The organism is Rathayibacter sp. AY1A7, assembly GCF_002930845.1.
Lineage (GTDB): Bacteria > Actinomycetota > Actinomycetes > Actinomycetales > Microbacteriaceae > Rathayibacter.
The window spans coordinates 60,592-79,017 of sequence record NZ_PSTL01000015.1 but is presented as its reverse complement, the minus strand read 5'-3'; the positions used below and the strand labels follow the sequence as shown (position 1 = coordinate 79,017).

The following is an 18,426-nucleotide window of genomic DNA, read 5'->3' as shown; positions in this document are numbered from 1 at the left end:
CACACCGATGATCGCCTTCACGTCCGCATCCAACGATCCCTCATGGGCCGCAAGTCACAACACTCACGTAGCTCGAGCGGTCAACGACTGGATTGCCGGCGGAGACGGGCGCGGCGCGGGTCGCAGAGTCAAGGACAACTAGAACCTTGCGTGCCGGTGAACCATCCCCATGTGAGACAGCCCATGGACTAGGAGCAAATGTGATCCTCTCCTGCGAGACTTCGCTGCATGAGTGAGCTCCGGCCTGTACAGCATCAGGAGGAGCACGTGCGATCGAGGACGAAGCGGTCTGGCGCGCGAACCTGGCGCCGTCTCGGATTGGGAAGCGTCGCACGGTTCATCGCGATCCTTGTGGCGGGGCTTGCGTCTCCGCTCTCGGTGGCAGCCGTGGTCGGCGGGGACGACTGTCCCGGGTACCTTGGGGCGTCAGACGTTCGCGCTCTGCTGGCAGTCGCCGGCGTCGCCTCGATACTTCTCGCTCTGTTCGTCCTTGGCGCGGGCCGTGACGAGACGCTGGACGGTCACCATCGAACCGCCGGCCCCATGGCACTCATCGCAGTGATACCCGGCTGGGCCGGGACCTGGCTCTCCTCTCTCCTCTGGGACCCGTGGGACGCCCGGGAAGGACCCGAGCCCGCACTGACCCTTTCGAACCTGGGGTTTCTTCCCATCGCGGAACTGAGCATCATGCTCATCGCCGCGACGATCGCTGGACGCATCACCAGGACGCTGCCACGAGTCGCCGTCCTCGTCGCGGCCAGCGTCACCGCCACCGTCGTCGTTCCTCTGATCGCAAGCGGCTTTGTCGGCGGCTGCTAAGGCTCCACCCCTGCCCGCTCCTAGGTCGGTCTCGAGGAAAGTCAGGGAGCCGGAGTGGACGGCACCTGGCAGGTCGCCAACAAGTGAGCGAAGCAGGAACGCGGCGTCGCCGGGTCCCTGCTCGCCGCTACAGACCCGCCGCAGGGGCAGTCCGGAAACCGCAACCGTCGGCGTTCGTGGTTCGACTGTGGCGACGCGGCCAAGAAGTGGGGACTTCGTTCGGCCGCGCGACAGATCGGCGCGGGGGCGCCGGTGTCGCACTGCTCTCGGCCGAGGCTCGGTCGCGGCCGAGAGCAGTGCCACGAAACGGGGCACCGCGAGAACCGGTAAACGATCCCCGACCGGACACCCGAGCCGGGCGGGAGAGGAAAACGCCGTCGACGGCTCATAGATCGGCTCACTCGGATCGAGCTGTCGAGGGTAGATTCGCCGGATGATGACGACTCGGACCGGCCGCTCCACCCTCGCTTTGCTGCTCTCCCTTCCCGTGTTTGCGCTCGTCGGTTGCGCCGGTTCGACGACGGGGGCTCCGGCGTCGACATCGGATGCCGCACCGGCGTCGAGCGCGACCGCCACTCCGACGTCGACCGCCTCGACTACTCCCACGCCGACCGCGACTGCGCAGGGGGAAGCGGCCGGTCCGGTGTGGCCAGAGGACCCATGCCAGGACACGCAGCTCACGGCTACGGTGGAGGACCGGCCCGAGCTTTCCGGGGCGGGCCAGGAAGGGTTTGCGATTGTGCTCACGAACGCCTCGGATCAGGCGTGCTCGTTCTTCGGGTGGCCGGGCGTTCTGATGCTCGGCGCCGATGGCACGCAGCTCACCAGTGCCGGCACGTCGGGTGCGGAAGCGTTCCCGGGGGCTCTTGCTCCGGGTGAGTCGGCGCAGGCGGAGGGCCAGCTCTCGGCGGTCGGCGCGTACGACTGCACGCCGACGACCGCGACGACTGTCCGGGTGCTCGTCGCCTCAGACGGCGCCGGCGCGGGAATCGACACGCCCTCCGATTTTCAGGTCTGCGGCGGGGACGGTCGCAGTGACTTCACGACCGGGCCGCTCATGCCGGTGTCCTGACTCTTCTGAGTCCCGGCTGCAGTCATGGATGGGTTCGAGGGTGGAGACAGCTTCGTGCTGTTCCTGTTTCTGGGCGCCCTGCCCTTCCTCCTCCTCGTGGCCGTCGTCTCGGTCGTCACGATCGGCATCCTTCAATGGATCGGCGGGCGCGGTCGGTCCCGTCCGTAGGACGAGCGCATGCGCGGTCGATTCGTCGTCAAGGACACGGACTGCCTCGGCAGGGAACCCGGCGCCGACGCAGCTCCTCGCCGGGAGTCGAACGCTGCCGCGCGTGACCTCGAGTATGACGAGGTGTCCCGCGGCGTGAACAGGGTCCGCGGGACCGGGCCGCATCTGCTGGACTCTCCGTTTCCGTCGCGGTCGCCCTACGGTACGTCGTGTCTAATGGTGCGGTGCGGTCGAGAAGTGGGGACTTCGTTGACGCCGCGAGCGGCAGACCGACACGGGGTAGTCGGTGCCGTTCTGCTCTCGGCCGCAGCGCACAGCGCGGCCGAGAGCAGCACCTGCGGTCAAGGTTCCGGCCGCGAGCTGGCGCCGAAAGGCCGCCGTCAACCTGGCGTCGTGACGGCGTCGACTACGCCACCGCGAGCACGATTTGCGCCCGCCTCTCACTACCGCGGAGTAAGGCGCGACGATGCGAGGATGACGACCTCGAACTCTGCGACCGTGCATTTCCTCCTGCTCACGATCGATGTGTGGACAGCGGTTCCTACCGTCATCGGCATCTTCGACACCGAGGCCGGCGCAATCAACGCGGCCCGAGCTGCGACGCAGAATTCTGGATCGGGGCCTGACCGGTTCGCGCTCGAGGAATGGCGCGGAACTGCTCGCTGGAGTAGCACGACTCTGAGTGACCCGCACGCGCCGGAGACACTTCTTCCCTAGAAAACGCGCTCGAAGCAGGGTTCCCCTGCGAGATGTTCTCGATCCCTCGATGCCGGGGCCGAATCGCGGCATCGCGCACTTTCTCTCCTGCTTTCGCCCGCCACAGGAGTCGACACGGACCGGTCGACACGCCGATACTCAGTGCCCCCAGCGAAACCGGAACTCTTGTCCACAGCCGTGGATGGTGAGTCAACTTCAGCGGAATCGCGGCGATCCGCGGTCGGTGGCCTGTGGATGAGCGGTGGAGAAACCGGTGGATAACTACACCGGTGTAACTACTACATCTAGTGGGCTGACAGTATGTCCGACCCCGCATGTAGGGTTACTCCCGTATGAGGCGGGCCGCCCACCTCATGCAACAAACCCCGCCAGCAACCGTTGGCGGAACCAACGAGTACGGCGGGGATGAAGCGTCAACTTGGCAGGCGACGCATCAGACTCTAGTTCCGATCGGGACTCCTGTCTCTGGAGATGACCTCCAGGGAACGGCGCCGTACTCCTGACCTCACATCCAACGATGCGGGGACGAAGGAGTGCACGATGAAGATCCAGTTCGACGAGCGAGCTCTCCAGCGAGTGATCGACGACGGCATGAAGAGGTTCGCGCGCGACGCGAACCGGCGCATGAACACCCTCGCCGCAACCCACGCCGGACGGCCGCTCCCGGAGATCAAGAGCGCCCTCCAGGCGCTCTTCCGCAACCAGGGGGGCAGCATCAGCGACCCCGAGCTGTCCGACTACGCCGCACGGATCCAGGCGGGATCCTCGATCACCTTCGTGCCGGCCAAGTCGCGATAGCCGCCAACGAACACGAGAGGACTGACACTCATGGCTAACTACGACGTATACAAGGACGGCGACCAGTGGAAGGGGAAGCGCGCTGACTCCAGCCGCGCCTCCGTGGTCGCCGACACCCAGGCGGCCGCCTACCAGCAGACGCGCGACCTCAGCAGCCGCAACGGCGGCGGCGAGATCAACCTGCACGGGGTCGACGGCCGGATCCGCGACAAGAACACCATCGCGCCCAAGTCGGACCCGCGGGCTACCAGGGGCTGATCCCGCAGGCGGGTGCTCGCATGGTGAGCACCCGCCTGTCATCCCTCCAAACGCGAAGCGCACCCACCCCTGGCGCCTCCTCCCGCTCTCGTGGACACGTCCAGGGTCCGGTGGGAGGGTGAGCGCATGTCGAAGCCCAAGACGAAGCTCGCGCGTGCTGCGCTCATCAGCAACGGCATGGTCTGGTTTGGGCTGTCGTTCATGCTCTTCGCGATCGCAGGTGAGCAGACCTACGCGGCGTTCACCGGTGAGTGGTTCAACGTCCTCGGCTGGGTGCTGATCGTCGCCGTGGCCGCCGGCCTGGCGGTCGTCGGGGTGATCGAGAACCGCAACATCCGGGCGGGGAAAAAGTACAAGCCGCGGCCTCGCCGCTGATCGCTACTCGGCCGTAGCCTCGCCGGACACTACGGCGCGGGCGCGCTCGATGTAGCTGAGGCCGGCGGCGCGCAGCGCGTCGACCGTCATCTTGCGCTCCTCCCTGGGGGCTCCGATGGCGGGCAGTGGCGTGGTGAGTAGGGCGATGTCGCGCAGGTCGTGCGCGAGGTCTTCGTCGTAGATCCCGGTGTCGCGGTCAGCGAAGTCCACGACCTTGATGCCGGTCGTGAGACCTCGGGTGGTGAGGGTGTCGCGGACGACGGTGAGGTAGGCGTCCTGGTACGCGGCGACGTCGCGGTCCCAGACCTCGGTGATGGCGCGGGAGAGCCGTTCGGTCGCGCGGTACAGGTCGTACCGGGGGTCGCCTGCGTCCTTGGCGCGGTTGAGGACCGCGTGGTGGATCTCTCCGAGCTGCTCGTACTGCTCGGTGCTCAGGGAGCCGGCGGTGGACATTTCGGCGGCGAACGCTGCGATCCGGGCTGTCTCTTCGGCGGTGGTGTGTTCTTGCGTCATCGCCGCCGTGTCGACGTCGGTGCTGGCGAAGAGGTCGATCTGGTCTTGGTCAGCGAGGGCGAGGAGCCCGAAGTCCTCCAGGTCGGATTCTGCTGAGACGACGACGCTGACGGGAGTGGTGCGCCATTCCAGGGTCCGGTGGCCGCGAGCGTCTTGCTGGGCGAAGTGCTGCTCGAGCATCGCGGGGAAGCAGCCGCAGTCCTCGTGCTCGTCGTGGTGGTGACCGATGCAGCGGTCATCGGCGCAGCCGCATTCGTCGCCGTCCCACTCCGCGATGGACGGCGAGCCGTACTCGCGCGCCCATTCGTCAGGGTCGATTTCCTGGGCGCGGAGGGTGCTGATCACGTCGGGGTAGAGCTTCATCGTTGGGGTCCTGTCTGATGAGGCGCGACGGCCGGCGGTCGCGACGGGTGCAAGCGCGCCCATCGTCGCATCCGGCCATGACACTGGCCGTGCTGCTGTTGGGCGAGGCCCGGGGGTCGAGGGGATTCTCCCTCCCCTGTGGGCCGGCCCGGTCGGGGCCGGGACGTTACGCGTCAGATCTGGCCGGAGCGGTGTGAGAGCGGATGGCATAGACGAGGCCGCCGATGATCAGCCCCAACGACACGATCAGCAGCGCTGTGAGGAACCAGCTCGGGTTGATTACGGCGAGTACGTCACCGGAGCCCAATCGCTCATAAGTGCACCTGAGACCGAGCGGCCACAGTGAAGCGCCTGCCAGGGTCTCCGTTTCCACGCCGGGAAAGAGAACGCCGTACCAGGCGTAACAGGTCTCGGTGCCGTTTCTGACCTGGCCGTAGAGCTCGAAGATCAAGACCAGGAGCCCAGCGACTCCGGCTCCGATCGACACTTTCGGTCCGGTCGTCACGAAGGGTGCCCCTCTGCCATCACTGCGGTTTTCGCGTCCGTAGCCTAGCCACCGGTGAGAGCACAGGCAGGACACGGGCTCTCGACGGGGGGTCGAGGGGGTTCTCCCCCTCGTGCGGGCCGGCCCGTTTCGGGTCGGCCCGCGCACGCGCTCAGAGCGCGAGCGTGTGGAGGATCAGGGTCGTGGAGCCGACGGGCTTTGGGAAGTCGGTGTAGTCGAGGGTCGCGCGGCGGTTGCTGAGGAGGTCGAGGGCGATCAACTCCTCCTCGGACTCGTCCGTCATGTCGCCGGGCTCCTCGTCCCATTCGCGGAGGACCTGGCGGTCGGCGTCGAGGACTTTCCACAGTCCCCAGACGTGGGCGATGGGGCCGGTCGTCTCGTATGTGAAGACGAGGGCGGTCGCGGTGGGCCAGCCGTAGGCGGCCGCGGCGACGATCAGCGCTCGCGCTGCGGCGGCAGTCGCTTCGGCGTCGCCGGACGCGGCCGCGGCGTCGACGGCGACCTCGGCCGCTCGCAGCGTCGGGTCCTCCTGGTACGGGTCGAAGCGGTGGGCGGGGCGGGGTGCGGTGGTCGTGGTGGTCATGGTCGGGCCTTCCTGTGCAGCAGTGGGAGAAGAGCAGGGGCGGGACCGGCGCGAGCCGATCCCGCCGGGTGGGCTAGCTGAGCCCTGCGGCGTCGGCGGGGGTGCTGTCGCCAGTGACGACCTGCTCGACCGGGGAGAGCGCGTATCCCCAGGCGGCGAGCTGGCGGAAGTGCTCGGCCGTGCGCTCGTCGCCGCGACGCCAGGACTCCTTGCTCGTGTGCGCCTCCTGGCCTCCGAGGACGACGGCCAGCGCGACCAGGCGAGCCTTCGCGGGGTTCGCCTCGACCAGCGCCGCGAGAGCATCGGCGCGGTAGCCGAAGGGACGCTCGATGCGCAGCAGCGCGTGCGCGAGGTCGCTGCCGCCCGTCATCCCGGAGGACACCGCGAACCGGTGAGCGGTGAGGCCGAGAGCGATGACGCGATCCGCGTCCTTCGGGAGGGTCTTGCGGGCGAGGAACGTCGCGATCCACTCGCGGCGCACCTTCTCGGCCGCGTTCCACGCCTTGTTGTTGGCGATGAGCACCTTGCGCTCTGCGGACTTCTCGGCGCGCTCCTCCTCGGCTTCCTCCTCGGTCTGCGGCTGCTCGGGGGCTCCGTAGGCGTAGGTGAATCCGGCGGAGGTGGGGTCCTGGACGAGGAGGGTGACCTCGACCTCGCCGCGCCAGCTGGTATCGATGAGCACTCCGCGGCCGGGAGCGGCCGCGACCTGCTCGGGGGTGACGCTCTTCCCGTCCTCGCCGCGCAGCTGCCGCACCGGCGTCCACGTCGCCTGGTCGCCGTAGGCGTCGGAGCGCGTGAGGATCTGGAAGCCGTTGCCGGTGTACTCGGCAGCGGTCGCTACGAGGAGCGCCTGGTGCGCGGCCTCGTCGCGGAGGGTCTGCGCGGTGTGCTCGAACTGGGCCGGGTCGTGCGTGGCGACCTCGATTAGAGTCGCGCGGGCGTCGGCGTCGTCCTCGAACTCCAACAGCACCGCCGCCTGGTCCAGGGTCAGCTCGTGCTCGTGCAGAACGGACGTGACGGTCGCGGACTCCGCGACCGCAAGCCCCTTCTTCACCGCGTCGGTCTTGGTGCCGGTGCGCTTGGCGATCGCTGCGGCGGACACGCCCTCGAACGCGAGCTGCGCCCACGCGGCGGTGCGGTCCGCGACGCTCAGCTCGGCGCGCTGGTCATTCTCGATGATCTGCTGAACGATCCGGTCCGCGGTCGTCTCGTCGCCTTCCACGACGTAGACCGGAATCGTGGGCACTCCGGCCTCGCGGGCGGCGAGGGTGCGGCGCTGTCCGGCGCGGACAATGACGTTGCCGTGCCCGTCGCGACGGGCGAGGACCGGGGTGATGACGCCGTTCTCGCGGATCGACGCGATGAAGTCCTTCGTCAGCGGGGCGCTGGTGCGGACGTTCGCCTCGATCACGAGGGCGGTCGGGTCGATGTGCTGAACGGTCCCGGTTCCGGTGGTGATAGTCACGATGGTTTCTCCTTGATCGGTGTGCGACCATGAAGGCGACGAGTCCCGTGGTTCTAAGCCAACTACGGGGCTTTTGTCGTCTTCCTGATCGTTTTTCTTTGCCTCTCCGGCGAGTGAAAACCAATTGAGTGGAGTCGGCGGAGTGACGGCTCTCTCGGGCGAAATAAGGGAGCGTGCGACCGCGTCCGAGAGAGACGGCACGCAGCCGGCGGAGCGAGATAGGTTGAAACCGCGGAGAGGTGAAGAAAACGGGTAATCCGGCCGCGTAGCGGCTCCCGCCGGCGGTGCTCCGTCACCGCTGCGCGAGCGCAGCTCGCGCCCCCGAACGGGGAAACGGGTGTGGCCTTCGCCGTCTACGCGACCGAGACTGCGGGCTGTGGCACTGTGTGCAGATGATGATGTGGCGTGAGACGGCGTCAGCCGAAGCGCAAGAGGATCTCGACGGCCTGCTCGACCTGACGATGACCCGCGCAGTCGAAGCTCTCGGAAAGCGCGGTGAGCTCGGCCCGTTCTCCGCCTCGATCGACACCGACGGGCGCAGCGTTCTGAGCACGGTGGAGCCGGCGCCAGGACAAGGGAACAACTCGTCCCAGGCGGACCTCGACGAGCTCCGGCGTGCGAGCAGAGAGAACCGGCAGTCGTTACGGGCGGTCGCGTACGTCAGCGTGGTCACGATCAGCGGGAGCGGTGACGCCATCCGAGTCGAGTCAGAACATCGGGAAGGCATCGCGCTGGTGGTCCTGGTTCCCTACACCCGACTTCGTCTCCGCAAGCAACTGAAACTCGGCGAGATGCGCCTGCAGGCCGGCGTAGCCGACATCTGGGCGCCAAAGGTCTGACTTCCTCGCGACCGATGACCACGCATGACCGCGTGTCCCACGAGGAACGCGATGCCGAGCGCGAACCAGGCCAGTAACCAGACGAGCAAAGGACCTGCCGCGTAGCGGCTCCCGCCGGCGGTGCTCCGTCACCGCTGCGCGTGCGGAGCTCGCGCCCCGCCTCCGGCGGGACACCGGGGAGCGCGAGGGGGTCACCCCTCGTGGCCGGCCCGAAAGCCGGCCCCTCCCGCGCGCTACTCGGCGGGCGTCAGGAACGCGATCAACGCGGCGGCCTCGGCGCTGCCGTCGTCGTAGACAGGCATCCCGCCGGGTCCGCACTCCCCCGGCAGTCCGAGCGTGTTGCGGGTGTGCGCGAGGATCTCCGCGTCGGTCGCGGTGGCGTTCTCCGGGTCCTCGTCGCGATTGGTCGCGAGGATGAGGGCGAGCTGGTCGGCGCTCGCGCGGCCGGGGTCGGTGCGGGTCATGGTGTGGTCCTCTCAGCGGCTCAGGAACGGGGCGACGCGGCGGATCGCTGCGCGGCGGGCGTGAGTGATGCAGTGGCGGAACGAACCGCTGGTGATGCCGTGCAGCTGGTCGGAGTGCCACGCTTCCCAGACCCCGGACTTACGGCGGGTGACGTGCACCGAGGGCGTCGTCTTGGGGTCGGTCCCCACGACGCGGACGTCGACCGCGCGGGTTTTCGCGAGCGTGAGGTAGGTCTTCGCGGTGGTCTGCAAGTCGGTGATGGTCTGCATGGTGTGGGTGCTCCCTCTGACTGATCGTTTTTCTTTGCCTCTCCGGCGGGGAAAACCGTTTGAGTGGAGGCGGCGCAGTGACGCCGATAGCGGGCGAAATAAGCCCGCAGGGCGCGTCCGCTATCGGTGGCACGGAGCCGGTGGAGCGAAATAGGTTGAAACCGCGGAGAGGTGAAGAAAACGGGTGGAACGGGCCGCATCGCGGCCTCCCATTGGCGGTGCTCCGTCGCCGTTGCGCGAGGGCAGCTCGCGCCCCGGAACGGGACACCGGGGAGCGTGAGGGGGTCGCCCCTCACGGGCGGGCGGCGCCGGCCCGCCCGCTTGGTTCCTTGGCTGGTATGCGGCGCTGGCGGATACGGTGGGCGGATGAACCGCCTGACGGTAGCTGCGATCGCGATCGCGGTGCTTACTCTGGCCAGCGGTTGCTCCGCGACTGCGCCTGAACCTGCGTCGAAAGCGGCGAACGGCGATCCGATCGTCGCCGCTCGCAACCTTCCTGATACTGGTGGCGTCGTCGCCGTTAGCGACGCCAGTTCAAGCTGCGGCGAATACGTTCTTGAGCAAGGAAGTGACCTGCCTAGCGAGGCTCGAGCCTGCCTCGCGACGGCCGCCCTCGCAGGAGAGGATGCGGAACTGGCTTGGAGCACACCGACCACCGAAGGTGACCCGATCGTCTCGTTCGCGTTCGTCGGTGGCTCGATCGACGGCGTCGACGTGTACACGACGACAGCGTTCGATCGCCACAACGGTCTTGAAGAGCCCACGGGCGTGGGTGCCAGCTGGTCACTCCTGCACTGCGCCGATCCGGCAGATGTGCACGGTTCCGGCGACTGCGCACGCTACGTCGAGGGATGAACCCCGAGCCGGAGGCGTCGGAGACTGGGCCGCATCACGGCTTTCGACGTGCGGTGCTCCGTCACCGCCGCGCGCGCGCAGCTCGCGCCCCGCAACGGGGCACTCGGGGAGTGTGAAGGGTCGCCCCTCACGGGCCGGCGGTGCCGGCGAGGAGGGCGACAGTGGCTGCGGAGAAGAGAACAACGGCCGCGAGGAGTGCGCCGCGGGCCCGGGCGCGCTTGTCGACCGCGACCTCGGACACTTGCGCGGAGTGGATCTCGGAGTCGCGATAAAGCGGCACGATACCGGCGACGACGAGCGCGGCACCTGTCACGGCCAGCAGCAGAGCGATCCAGTCCCACATGCCGACCAACTTACTCAGCCGCGGGGGCGGCGCTGCGGCGGGGTGCGCGCTGGGTGGTTGTGGTGACGACGGCGGTCGCGCGGGTGAGGTTGGGGCCGATGGCGTCGGCTTCGATGACTCGGCCGGTGCGGCGGTTCTCGCCTTCGCCCCACGCGACGGTGCGCTCGTAGCCGACGACGATCACGGCGTCGCCCTTGTGGAGGGAGGCGAGCACGTGCTCGCCGAGTTCGAACTTCGCTTCCACGTAGTGCGTGGTCGGTGCGTCGTGCGGGGTCCACTCCCCCGCGCGGTATTCGCCGGTGTTCTCGATGACGCGCAGCTTCACGATCTGCACGCGGCCCGCCTGCACGGCCTCGGGGTCGGCGGCGAGGTTGCCGGTGATGGTCCTGGTGCTCATCTGTCGTCTCCTGCTCGTGCGGTTGGTGGGTCCCGTCGACGTCGACGGGTTCGCGGCCGCGGCCGCCGGGGTGTCGGTGGCGGGTGTCTCGATGCCCCAGGACGCCAGAGCGTCGCGGCGGGTGACTTCCACGGGCGGCTCGGACAGCGCTCTGCGCTGTTCGAGCTCGGCGCGTGTGACGGTGAGAGCGGGGACGCGGCGCTCGTCGCCGTAGGCGAGGCGGTAGAGCCGGTCGGCCTCGTTCTCCAGCCAGTCGACTTCGCCTTGCCGGTCGGCCTGTCCGGCGAGGTACCCGGCCCGGTAGTCGTCGCCAGTGACGTCCGGGCCGGTCACGCGGCGTGCTTCTCGATGAGGTCGGGGCGAAAGCCCGACCAGTGATCCTGGTCGCTCGCGACGACCACGGGAGCGGCGGAATATCCCAGCTCCTCCGTGACGTACGCGAGCGCTGCGGGGTTGGTGGTGATGTCCACGGTGGTGTACTCGATGCCCTTCTTCTCGAGCACCCGGTAGGTCATGGTGCACTGCACGCACGACGGCTTCGAGTAGACGGTGAGCATCAGTAGTCCCAGCGGTCGCCGCGATGCGGGTCGTGCTCGTCGTTGACCGGGGACCAGGCGTGCAGCTCGGCCCACTTCTCGGCGGCGTCAGTGTGTCCGGCCTGGGTGAGGAGGTCGATGATGCCCGTCGCGCGCCAGCACGGCAGCGTCGGAGCGATCGCTTCCGTGACGGCCGGGTCGGAGAGCGTGGCCGCGAAGGCCGCGACGGCCGCCTGGTAGGTCGCCGCCGGGTCGGGCGTGGTCTGCTGCTGCTCGCTCATCGGTGGGTTCCTTCCGGGGTGTGGGCGTCGCCCTCGTCGTCGTCGCTCGCGTGCTCCGCGATCCACAGGTCCGCGGCCTCGTCCCGTCCGAATGCTCGCAGGAGTCCGGCCAGCGCGTCGACCTCGGCGCAGCTGAGTCGCACGGCCAGCTCGTCGGCGGTGTCCCCGTGGGAGAACACGGACGCGAACTCGGCCACCGCGCCAAGGAGGGTCGGCTCCTCGGCCGCGGGGCTGGTGGTGATGGTGTTGGACATGGCGTTTGCTCCTCGGTGGTGGTGCGGGTCAGGATTCGGTGCGGGTGAGGGTGTCCACGAACATGACGCCCTCGGGGCCGGGGATCGTGGCGGTGTGTGCCAGCGCCCACCCGCCCCGTGCCAGACCTGAGAGGTCGACGTCGCGCTCGGCGATCCGGCGCAACTGGCTCTGCATCCCGTCCTCGTTCGCGGCCGGGACGAAGGTGCTGACGGTGGTGATCTGCTGCATGTTCTTCCTCTTCCTCATCGTTTTTTTGCCGTGATTCTCAATCAGATTTGTCAAGCCAGCGGGGGTGGTCTGGCTCGTCTCGTTCTTCCTTCTCTCCCAGCGTTTTTTTGCCTGGAAGGCACGTAGTGCCGAGCAGGGCCGGAGGTGGGAGCGCAACCCGGAGGGCGGCGGAGGAGAGGTTGTCGGCGCGATGTGAGGGAGCGCAGCGACCGCGTGCCGAGAACGTCGGAGGAGCCGGCCGCGCAGCGGCTTGCGTGGACGCCGCAGGCCCGTACGCTGCCGAAGGCTTCCAGGCAAAAATGCGCGTAGCGTCAAGCGCTGCGCCGGCCAGAGGTCGGCGTCCGCCTCACTGGTGTACGTCTGTGCTTCTTGACTCGCGATAGCTGTGTCGTGCGGATATCTGCGCGTCGCAGGTAGCGTGAGCGGCATGGAGTCAGCCCCGCAGCCGGAGGGCCAATCGTCGACGCAGGCATGGGCTGAACGGCGAGCGGAGCGGAATCGCGACGAGGCGCTTGCTCTGCGAGAGGGGTTCAGCCCTGCCATGCCCCTGGTCGCGCTTCTGAGTGCGGCCAGCGGTGCCGGTCTCGTGATCGCGGCGGCCGCGCTTTCCAAGGAGTTGGAGAATGCCAGCTCGAGCTGGGTCGTTCCCGCGTTCGCGGCGATACTCGCCGTCCTAGCGCTCGGCAGCTCGCTGTATTGGGCGGACAGACGGTGCGGGCAAGCAGCGCGAAGAATGCGCGCGGCGGCGTTCCCCGTGGAGTTTCGTCCTGGGCCCGCCGATCCTGCATCTGCGGGCACTCGTCCGGCGTTCCGCTCTCCTGAGGACGCCCGCACTCGCGAGGAACTCGCCCGCTTTCTGGCGGGAACCGACGAGCATGAGACCGCCCCGTGGCCGGGAAGGGGGATCGCAATGCTGCTCGCCGTACTTTCATGGGCGTCGGTCTTCGTCGCCGGTGTCGGTTTCGTGTTCGGAGTCGTCGTGATCCTTGGGCGCGTCGGCGGAAGCGCGGACGACACGGGTCTGCTCGCTCCGGTGGTCCTGGGTGCAGGATCGGCAGGGTCGGCCACACTCGCGGTGATAGGCCGCTTTTCTCATGCCATCGCCGTCTCTCGGGATGAGCAACTCCCCGCGATCGCCGCCGCCGTACTGAAGCGGTGGCCTGAGGAGGGCACAGATGGCGCCATCACCGTCACCGGGCGGAAGGTGAGTATTGATCGGACGCAGCTACACCCTGCCTTCAGAAAGCCCGCGCCCGCCCGCCCACCGTCGGCTCTGCCGTGGCTTGTCCTGCTGACTGCCGCAGTCGCTAGCGTCCTGATCTCAGGAGCGCTGCCGATCTTCTCCTGAGATCGGCTCTACTGTGCCGGCCAGCGTCCCGCACCTCACCTTTTCCAGCTCATTCGCGCCGGGCCGACAAACCGCAGGCGCATCTGCAACCGCCGCCGCCACTGAACCGGTCTGCTCTGCCGGCACCGGTTCGTAGTGGGTCTGGTCTCGGAAGATCGCCCAGATTACGTTGATGCGACGCCGGGCGAGAGCAATCAGCGCCTGCTTGTGAGACTTGCCCTCTCGTCGTTTCCGTTCGTAGAACGAGCGCGAGACCGGACAGTTTCTCGCGGCGATGAACGCCGCTTGGAAGCAAGCGTTCAGTAGCCGCCGGTCGTAGCGTCTTGGCCGGTGGTGGTTGCCGGAAATCTTCCCGGAGTCACGAGGCACGGGAGCGAGGCCGGCGAAGCTGGCCAGGCGGTCGGGCGTCTCGAACGCGGCAAGGTCAGCGCCGGTCGCAGCGAGAAAATCTGCGGCGAGCCGGCGCCCGAATCCCGGAACTGACATCAGTAGATCTGCGGAAGTACTGCTCTGCAGAACGGCGTCAATCTCTGCCTCGAGCTCCGCGAGCTCGTCTCGGATGCGGAGCAGATCGTCCGCGGACCGGCTGACCAGCCGGGCCGCGGCACCCTCCCCCACGACGACAGAGGTCTGCTCATGAGCAGCTTCGACCGCGACCTTCGCTACGGCCGCGGACTTCCAGCACCCCTGTCCCTTCAGCCACGATGCCAGCCGGCTCTCCCCCATCCGCCTGATCGCGGAGGGCGTCGCGTACCGGGTGAGCAGCACCAGGGGGCCCCTGGTCGTCGCGTAGTTGAACGCTCCTTCGAGCGACGGGAAGTAGTGGACCAGGATGGCGCGCAGCCGGTTCACGGCCCGGGTGCGGTCGTGCACAAGGTCCTCTCGGCGCGCCGAGAGAAGGCGCAGCTCCGCGGTGAGCTCGTCGGCCTGGCGAATCAGCGTCACGTCTCGCCGGGTCCGCGCCTGGTCGGCGATGATGACTGCGTCCTTCGCGTCCGTCTTCGCCTCGCCCCGGTAGGCGCCCGAGGCGTGGTGAACGACTCGGCCCGAGATGTAGAACAGTGGCTGCGCGTGAGAGCTGAGCAGCGTTTGCAGCAGCCCCGTCCCGCCGTGGTTGAGATCGGTCGCCCAGGCGACGTCGGTGCCGCCCGGCAGGGACGCGACGTCGCCCATCAGGGTCAGGATCGCCGTTTCTCGGTTCTTGAACCGTTGCGAGAGCAGCTTGGTTCCGTTGGTGTCGATGACGACGCAGTGGTGTTCGGTCTTGCCGGCGTCGATACCGGCCCAAAGTTGGGGCACGCAGGGTCCTTCCGTTGAGGGTGCGGTGCGCCGTGAACGACCTTGCCGGCATGTCCTTACAGGGCGATTTGGTCGCGTTTCTCAATGAGCGGTCCTGCCGTTGCGGGGTCCCGGGCGGCTAATCACGGCGTGCCATCAGGCGGCTGAAGGCGGTCAGCCATACCCGGGACCCCTGGCGCGTTCCGGAGCCTACAACTGCCCCGGATCCACGGAAATAACGGTAAGGAAGGCGGTTCTCCGCCTGAGCAACCGGAGGGCGCAGTGCAACCCGCAGGGCGGCGGTGGAGAGAGTTTCGGCGCGATGTGAGGGAGCGAAGCTCCCGCGTGCCGAAAGTCTCGGAGGAGCCGGTGGCGCAGCCACTTGAACGGAGCCCGTAGGTAGCTACGACCGCAGCGAAGCGGAGGGAGCCGCCGAAGGCTTCACGGCAAAAAAGGGTGTGAGCCCGTAGGGCGACCAACGGCGGCCGGCGCAGCCGGGCGACCTCCTGGCGGTGCTCCGTCGCCGCTGCACGAGCGCAGCTCGCGCCCGCCCTGTCATAGTCGGACCGCTCGCGGTCGCCGATGTCACGATGTGTCCATGAGGGAACGCACGGTGATAGCGGTCGTCACCTCGAGCGTGACGGAAGAACCGGACATCACCCTCGACGGACGTCCCATCGGGGATTTCGTGACCGACGACGATCCGGAGGGTACGGGTGACGTCTTCACGGCACCCTGGGGCGAGTGGCGTCCGTTCCTCCTCTCGCTTCTCGGAGAAGGACCATCGGTCGTCACGGCCATGCTTCCTGGCCGGATCGCGCTGGCCAGCTGCGCGTCCTGCGGCGACTCCAGCTGCGGCATCCTCTTCAGCGCAGAACTCGTGCGCAGCGACGAAATCTTCCAGTGGAAGGACTCCCGGTGGGAGTCAGAGACTCTTCGACCGCTTCCACCTCCATCAACGCTTCTCGGCCGGCTCAGCCGGCGGCTTGGCTTCGGCGTGACCGATGAGTTCGCCGGATGGTGTCCGAACGGAGAGCTTGTTCGTACCCTCACCTTCGAGAGGGAGCAGTACGACGGCGCAATTCGCGAGGCACTGCGTCTGACGTGACTCGCAGTGACACGAGCGCAGCTCGTGCCTCCCGGAACGGGAATCCCGGGGTGTGTGAGGGGCCCGCCCCTCACGAGCTACCTACCTAGGTATCTAGGTAGGTAGCTCGCAACCGTTCAGCTCGCGGCGGCCGTCTCGGTGGCGGCCTTCTCGGTGGCGGCGGCTCGGGCTGCCTCGACTTCGGCGGCGGTGTGGTGTCCCTGCACGTCGGCGTAGGCGACTTTGTAGGGGCGGGTTCCGTCGTTCCAGTCGAGCGCGACGGTCACGCTCTTGGGGTTCACGCGGGTAACGACGTGCCAGCCGAAGCGGTGCTTGATCATGTCGCCCTTGGCGATCGTGTCGCGGCTGTGGATCGTGACCTGTCCGGCCGCGGCCTGCGCCTCGCGGACGGCGCTCCAGTAGTCGCGCTGGTCTTCGAGCTGCGCGCGCTGGGTGAGCAGTCGCTCCCGGTAGGCGCCGGTCGCGGGGGCGGTCGTCTCGATGTAGCCGCCGCCGAAGTTGTGCGAGCTGCCCTCGATCTTCCGCGTGCAGCCGCGAATGTCGGTGTCGAGGCGGTCGATGCGTCGGGCGACCATTCCGGGGGCGTAGCGGTGTTCGGTGGTTCCGGCGGCGACGTCGGCGCGGGCGCGGGCGCGGGTGGCCTCGCGGTCGGCCTCGACGCTGCGGCCCATCGCGTTGTGGGCCTTCTCGATCGCGTTGCGGTGCCGCGTCTCGGAGTGGTGGCCGATCTTGATCGGCTCGCCACCCTCCGGGAGCCGGTCGAACGCGCGGCGCGCGGCCGCGTCGGCGGTATCGGCGTCCGCGGCGCGCTCGGCCTTCGCGTCGAGCGCGTCGACCCGGGCGGCCTGGCGCTCGATGGTCGCCGCCTCCGCCTCGATGGTCGAGCGGAACGTCTCTTCGGCTTCGATCGTGACCTCGTGTCCGGCGTCGCGCAGGGCGGTCGCGGCGCGGTTGATGGTCCACCACTTCGGCAGGCGGTCGCGGGACTGCGGGACGTACCAGGCGCCGATGGAGCGGCCCCAGCGCCAGCCGGACGCCTTCAGGATCTCGGCGGTGCCGTCCCCGCGGCTGGTGCCCTCGATGATCGTTCCGGCTTCGGGGGTGTGGGTGATGGTGAGCATGTCGGTTCTCCTTCTCGGTTCGGGGGGGGTCAGTCGTTGGCGCGGTAGTCGGCGGGCGTCTCGCTGCGGTCGTGCAGCGCGTACGCGGCCGGGAACAGGTCGAGCGCCCGCGCGACATCGACCGGAACGACGACGTAGGCGCCGGAGGCCATGTAGCCGACGCGATTCGCGGGCAGCGCCTCCACGGGCTCGAAGTGCTGCAGCGTCACCCCGGGAAGCCCCGCGCGGCCCTCGCGGGTGACCAGGTGCACGGCCGGTGTCTGCTCGGTCACCGGGTCGCGGCCACCGGCGCCGACGATGACCACCTGACGGGCGGTCCGGCTGATCCCGTCCGCTCCGGGTCCGTGGTACTCGCTCGTGATGACCTCGGTACGGGTGCCGCGCTGCTGGCTCATGGTGTGTCTCCCTCTGGCTGATCGTTTTTCTTTGCCTCTCCGGCGGGGAAGACCGTTTGAGTGGAGGCGGCGGAGTGACGCCGATCACGAGCGATGTGAGGGAGCGCAGCGACCGCGTTCGGGATCGGTGGCACGCAGCCGGTGGAGCGAAATAGGTTGAAACCGCGGAGAGGTGAAGAATCTCAATCAGGTTGTCAACAGTGCCGCAGGCTCCGTTTGGGTGGTCAGACCGAAGGTTCCGTTCACAATCGATCTGCACGGCGCGGCGTCTCCGCACCGTTGTCCGTTGCGCGGCTCGCGGCTCGTCGGTCAGGCTGAGGGCATGTTCGTGGATGAGAGTGGGCGCCCGGAGAACTTCCCTGAGCTGCCGACCCCGGACGAGGTGACGGCGCGGTTCGGTGGTCCGCTGTTCACGTTGAAGCCGCAGCCTTCGGTCGAGGAGCTCACTGTCTCCACCGTGAGTAGTACGACGAACGGGCAGACGCACCTCGAGTCGGCTTCGCTTAGCTACGCGCTCTGGCGGAATCCTGAGGACCGCAGCGACCCCGCGAATCTGGCGGACGTCAGCGACGAACTGCGCGCTCAGCTCGATGAAGCACCGCTATGGCCTCTCCCGGAGTCGTTGATGAAGATCCGGGAGCAGATGAGATATCCGATGCTGTGGGAAGCCGTGAGAACGACAGTGCCCATCGATTCCGCCGACCGCGCCTGGCGCACGCCTGAGTTCGCTCTGGTCGAGCACGTCAACTACGTGCTGATGAATCGGTTCCGGAATGAACGGATGCGCGGCGAGATGCCGGGAGAGCTGCTCGGTCCGGCGACGAAGTCCGCCGTCGAACACGACGTCCCGATCTGGGTCGACGGTCAGCAGGTCGACGGCATCCGCGTGGACACCGACGCGCACGTACTGGGGCTCGGCCTCGAGCTTGAGGATCGGTATCTCACTGCGGTGATCGCACGGACGGATCTTCCGTTCATCGAGCCGACGTTCGTCACGAGGCCAGTACGCACACCGTTGTAGGTGCTCGGTGCAGGCTGGATGGAGCTGTTGCAGCCGGCCGGCTCCGTCCGG

General features: G+C 68.1%; 27 protein-coding genes. 12 read left to right on the top strand and 15 right to left on the bottom strand.

All coding sequences use genetic code 11. From position 1 onward, the window contains the following. Window positions 1-228 precede the first annotated feature (228 nt). The 7 genes from C5B95_RS12260 (at window position 229) to C5B95_RS12240 (ending at window position 4,207) form a co-directional block, all read left to right on the top strand. A complete protein-coding gene (locus tag C5B95_RS12260) occupies window positions 229-819 on the top strand; it encodes a hypothetical protein (protein WP_104349305.1) in 591 nt (196 codons plus the stop codon). A 433-nt stretch (window positions 820-1,252) separates the two neighbouring features. Then, on the top strand, window positions 1,253-1,891 hold the full coding sequence (locus tag C5B95_RS12255) for a DUF4232 domain-containing protein (protein ID WP_104349304.1): 639 nt from the start codon (window positions 1,253-1,255) through the stop codon (window positions 1,889-1,891). Between the two features lie 24 nt (window positions 1,892-1,915). Then, window positions 1,916-2,059, top strand: coding sequence for a hypothetical protein (locus C5B95_RS17550; protein ID WP_181068075.1), 144 nt, complete (start codon window positions 1,916-1,918; stop codon window positions 2,057-2,059). 474 nt (window positions 2,060-2,533) lie between these two features. After that, the gene (locus C5B95_RS17235) at window positions 2,534-2,776 is read left to right on the top strand and encodes a hypothetical protein (protein ID WP_146076605.1); all 243 of its coding nucleotides are present in this window, start codon (window positions 2,534-2,536) and stop codon (window positions 2,774-2,776) included. Between the two features lie 540 nt (window positions 2,777-3,316). Further along, window positions 3,317-3,574 (top strand): hypothetical protein, encoded by a 258-nt coding sequence (locus C5B95_RS12250; RefSeq protein ID WP_104349303.1) that lies wholly within the window; start codon window positions 3,317-3,319, stop codon window positions 3,572-3,574. Window positions 3,575-3,604: 30 nt separating this feature from the next. Beyond that, window positions 3,605-3,832: a DUF2188 domain-containing protein gene (locus C5B95_RS12245; RefSeq protein WP_104349302.1), complete on the top strand. Its 228-nt coding sequence runs from the start codon at window positions 3,605-3,607 to the stop codon at window positions 3,830-3,832. Between the two features lie 126 nt (window positions 3,833-3,958). After that, window positions 3,959-4,207 carry a hypothetical protein gene (locus C5B95_RS12240; protein WP_104318034.1) on the top strand — a complete coding sequence of 83 codons (249 nt, stop codon included), beginning with the start codon at window positions 3,959-3,961 and terminating at the stop codon, window positions 4,205-4,207. 3 nt (window positions 4,208-4,210) lie between these two features. Here the strand turns inward: C5B95_RS12240 and C5B95_RS17545 are convergent, their stop codons facing one another. The 4 genes from C5B95_RS17545 to C5B95_RS12220 form a co-directional block, all read right to left on the bottom strand. After that, window positions 4,211-5,083 carry a hypothetical protein gene (locus tag C5B95_RS17545; protein WP_181068074.1) on the bottom strand — a complete coding sequence of 291 codons (873 nt, stop codon included), beginning with the start codon at window positions 5,081-5,083 and terminating at the stop codon, window positions 4,211-4,213. Between the two features lie 166 nt (window positions 5,084-5,249). After that, entirely contained in the window at window positions 5,250-5,588 is a 339-nt protein-coding gene (locus C5B95_RS12230; protein ID WP_146076604.1) for a hypothetical protein, read from the bottom strand. Between the two features lie 151 nt (window positions 5,589-5,739). Further along, window positions 5,740-6,171 (bottom strand): hypothetical protein, encoded by a 432-nt coding sequence (locus tag C5B95_RS12225; RefSeq protein ID WP_104349301.1) that lies wholly within the window; start codon window positions 6,169-6,171, stop codon window positions 5,740-5,742. Window positions 6,172-6,244: 73 nt separating this feature from the next. Then, window positions 6,245-7,636, bottom strand: coding sequence for a ParB/RepB/Spo0J family partition protein (locus C5B95_RS12220; protein ID WP_146076603.1), 1,392 nt, complete (start codon window positions 7,634-7,636; stop codon window positions 6,245-6,247). A gap of 392 nt (window positions 7,637-8,028) precedes the next feature. On the opposite strand from C5B95_RS12220, the gene C5B95_RS12215 reads away from it, so the two are divergent. Beyond that, a complete protein-coding gene (locus tag C5B95_RS12215) occupies window positions 8,029-8,475 on the top strand; it encodes a hypothetical protein (protein ID WP_146076602.1) in 447 nt (148 codons plus the stop codon). A gap of 233 nt (window positions 8,476-8,708) precedes the next feature. Here the strand turns inward: C5B95_RS12215 and C5B95_RS12210 are convergent, their stop codons facing one another. Next, entirely contained in the window at window positions 8,709-8,939 is a 231-nt protein-coding gene (locus C5B95_RS12210; protein ID WP_104349298.1) for a hypothetical protein, read from the bottom strand. A gap of 12 nt (window positions 8,940-8,951) precedes the next feature. Then, on the bottom strand, window positions 8,952-9,209 hold the full coding sequence (locus C5B95_RS12205) for a hypothetical protein (protein WP_104349297.1): 258 nt from the start codon (window positions 9,207-9,209) through the stop codon (window positions 8,952-8,954). A 366-nt stretch (window positions 9,210-9,575) separates the two neighbouring features. Between C5B95_RS12205 and C5B95_RS17230 the strand changes: the two genes are divergently transcribed. Next, window positions 9,576-10,064, top strand: a complete 489-nt coding sequence (locus C5B95_RS17230; RefSeq protein WP_146076601.1) for a hypothetical protein — start codon at window positions 9,576-9,578, stop codon at window positions 10,062-10,064. Between the two features lie 127 nt (window positions 10,065-10,191). Here the strand turns inward: C5B95_RS17230 and C5B95_RS12200 are convergent, their stop codons facing one another. Genes C5B95_RS12200 through C5B95_RS12175 form a run of 6 tightly spaced genes read right to left on the bottom strand, consistent with a single transcriptional unit; the run spans window position 10,192 to window position 12,104 of the window. Beyond that, window positions 10,192-10,407, bottom strand: a complete 216-nt coding sequence (locus C5B95_RS12200; RefSeq protein ID WP_146076600.1) for a hypothetical protein — start codon at window positions 10,405-10,407, stop codon at window positions 10,192-10,194. Window positions 10,408-10,417: 10 nt separating this feature from the next. Beyond that, entirely contained in the window at window positions 10,418-11,137 is a 720-nt protein-coding gene (locus C5B95_RS12195) for a single-stranded DNA-binding protein (RefSeq protein WP_104349295.1), read from the bottom strand. Continuing rightward, window positions 11,134-11,364: a glutaredoxin-like protein NrdH gene (gene nrdH, locus C5B95_RS12190; protein WP_056045893.1), complete on the bottom strand. Its 231-nt coding sequence runs from the start codon at window positions 11,362-11,364 to the stop codon at window positions 11,134-11,136. Before nrdH ends, C5B95_RS12195 begins: the two co-directional genes overlap by 4 nt. Further along, the gene (locus tag C5B95_RS12185) at window positions 11,361-11,621 is read right to left on the bottom strand and encodes a hypothetical protein (RefSeq protein ID WP_104349294.1); all 261 of its coding nucleotides are present in this window, start codon (window positions 11,619-11,621) and stop codon (window positions 11,361-11,363) included. Before C5B95_RS12185 ends, nrdH begins: the two co-directional genes overlap by 4 nt. Continuing rightward, complete coding sequence (locus C5B95_RS12180; RefSeq protein WP_219813848.1) at window positions 11,618-11,875, bottom strand: hypothetical protein; 258 nt, start codon at window positions 11,873-11,875, stop codon at window positions 11,618-11,620. Before C5B95_RS12180 ends, C5B95_RS12185 begins: the two co-directional genes overlap by 4 nt. 28 nt (window positions 11,876-11,903) lie before the next feature. Continuing rightward, window positions 11,904-12,104, bottom strand: coding sequence for a hypothetical protein (locus C5B95_RS12175; RefSeq protein WP_056045781.1), 201 nt, complete (start codon window positions 12,102-12,104; stop codon window positions 11,904-11,906). A gap of 541 nt (window positions 12,105-12,645) precedes the next feature. Between C5B95_RS12175 and C5B95_RS12170 the strand changes: the two genes are divergently transcribed. Then, complete coding sequence (locus tag C5B95_RS12170; RefSeq protein WP_104349293.1) at window positions 12,646-13,452, top strand: hypothetical protein; 807 nt, start codon at window positions 12,646-12,648, stop codon at window positions 13,450-13,452. Here the strand turns inward: C5B95_RS12170 and C5B95_RS12165 are convergent. Continuing rightward, window positions 13,426-14,751 (bottom strand): IS110 family transposase, encoded by a 1,326-nt coding sequence (locus C5B95_RS12165; RefSeq protein WP_258059985.1) that lies wholly within the window; start codon window positions 14,749-14,751, stop codon window positions 13,426-13,428. The two genes, C5B95_RS12170 and C5B95_RS12165, sit on opposite strands and share 27 nt — an antisense overlap. A 577-nt stretch (window positions 14,752-15,328) precedes the next feature. Between C5B95_RS12165 and C5B95_RS12160 the strand changes: the two genes are divergently transcribed. Beyond that, a complete protein-coding gene (locus C5B95_RS12160) occupies window positions 15,329-15,838 on the top strand; it encodes a hypothetical protein (protein WP_104349292.1) in 510 nt (169 codons plus the stop codon). 116 nt (window positions 15,839-15,954) lie between these two features. Here the strand turns inward: C5B95_RS12160 and C5B95_RS12155 are convergent, their stop codons facing one another. Further along, a complete protein-coding gene (locus tag C5B95_RS12155) occupies window positions 15,955-16,959 on the bottom strand; it encodes a DUF3560 domain-containing protein (protein ID WP_104349291.1) in 1,005 nt (334 codons plus the stop codon). 29 nt (window positions 16,960-16,988) lie between these two features. Then, window positions 16,989-17,354: a hypothetical protein gene (locus C5B95_RS12150; RefSeq protein ID WP_104349290.1), complete on the bottom strand. Its 366-nt coding sequence runs from the start codon at window positions 17,352-17,354 to the stop codon at window positions 16,989-16,991. 172 nt (window positions 17,355-17,526) lie between these two features. On the opposite strand from C5B95_RS12150, the gene C5B95_RS12145 reads away from it, so the two are divergent. Then, window positions 17,527-18,375, top strand: coding sequence for a hypothetical protein (locus C5B95_RS12145; RefSeq protein WP_146076599.1), 849 nt, complete (start codon window positions 17,527-17,529; stop codon window positions 18,373-18,375). Window positions 18,376-18,426: the final 51 nt, after the last annotated feature.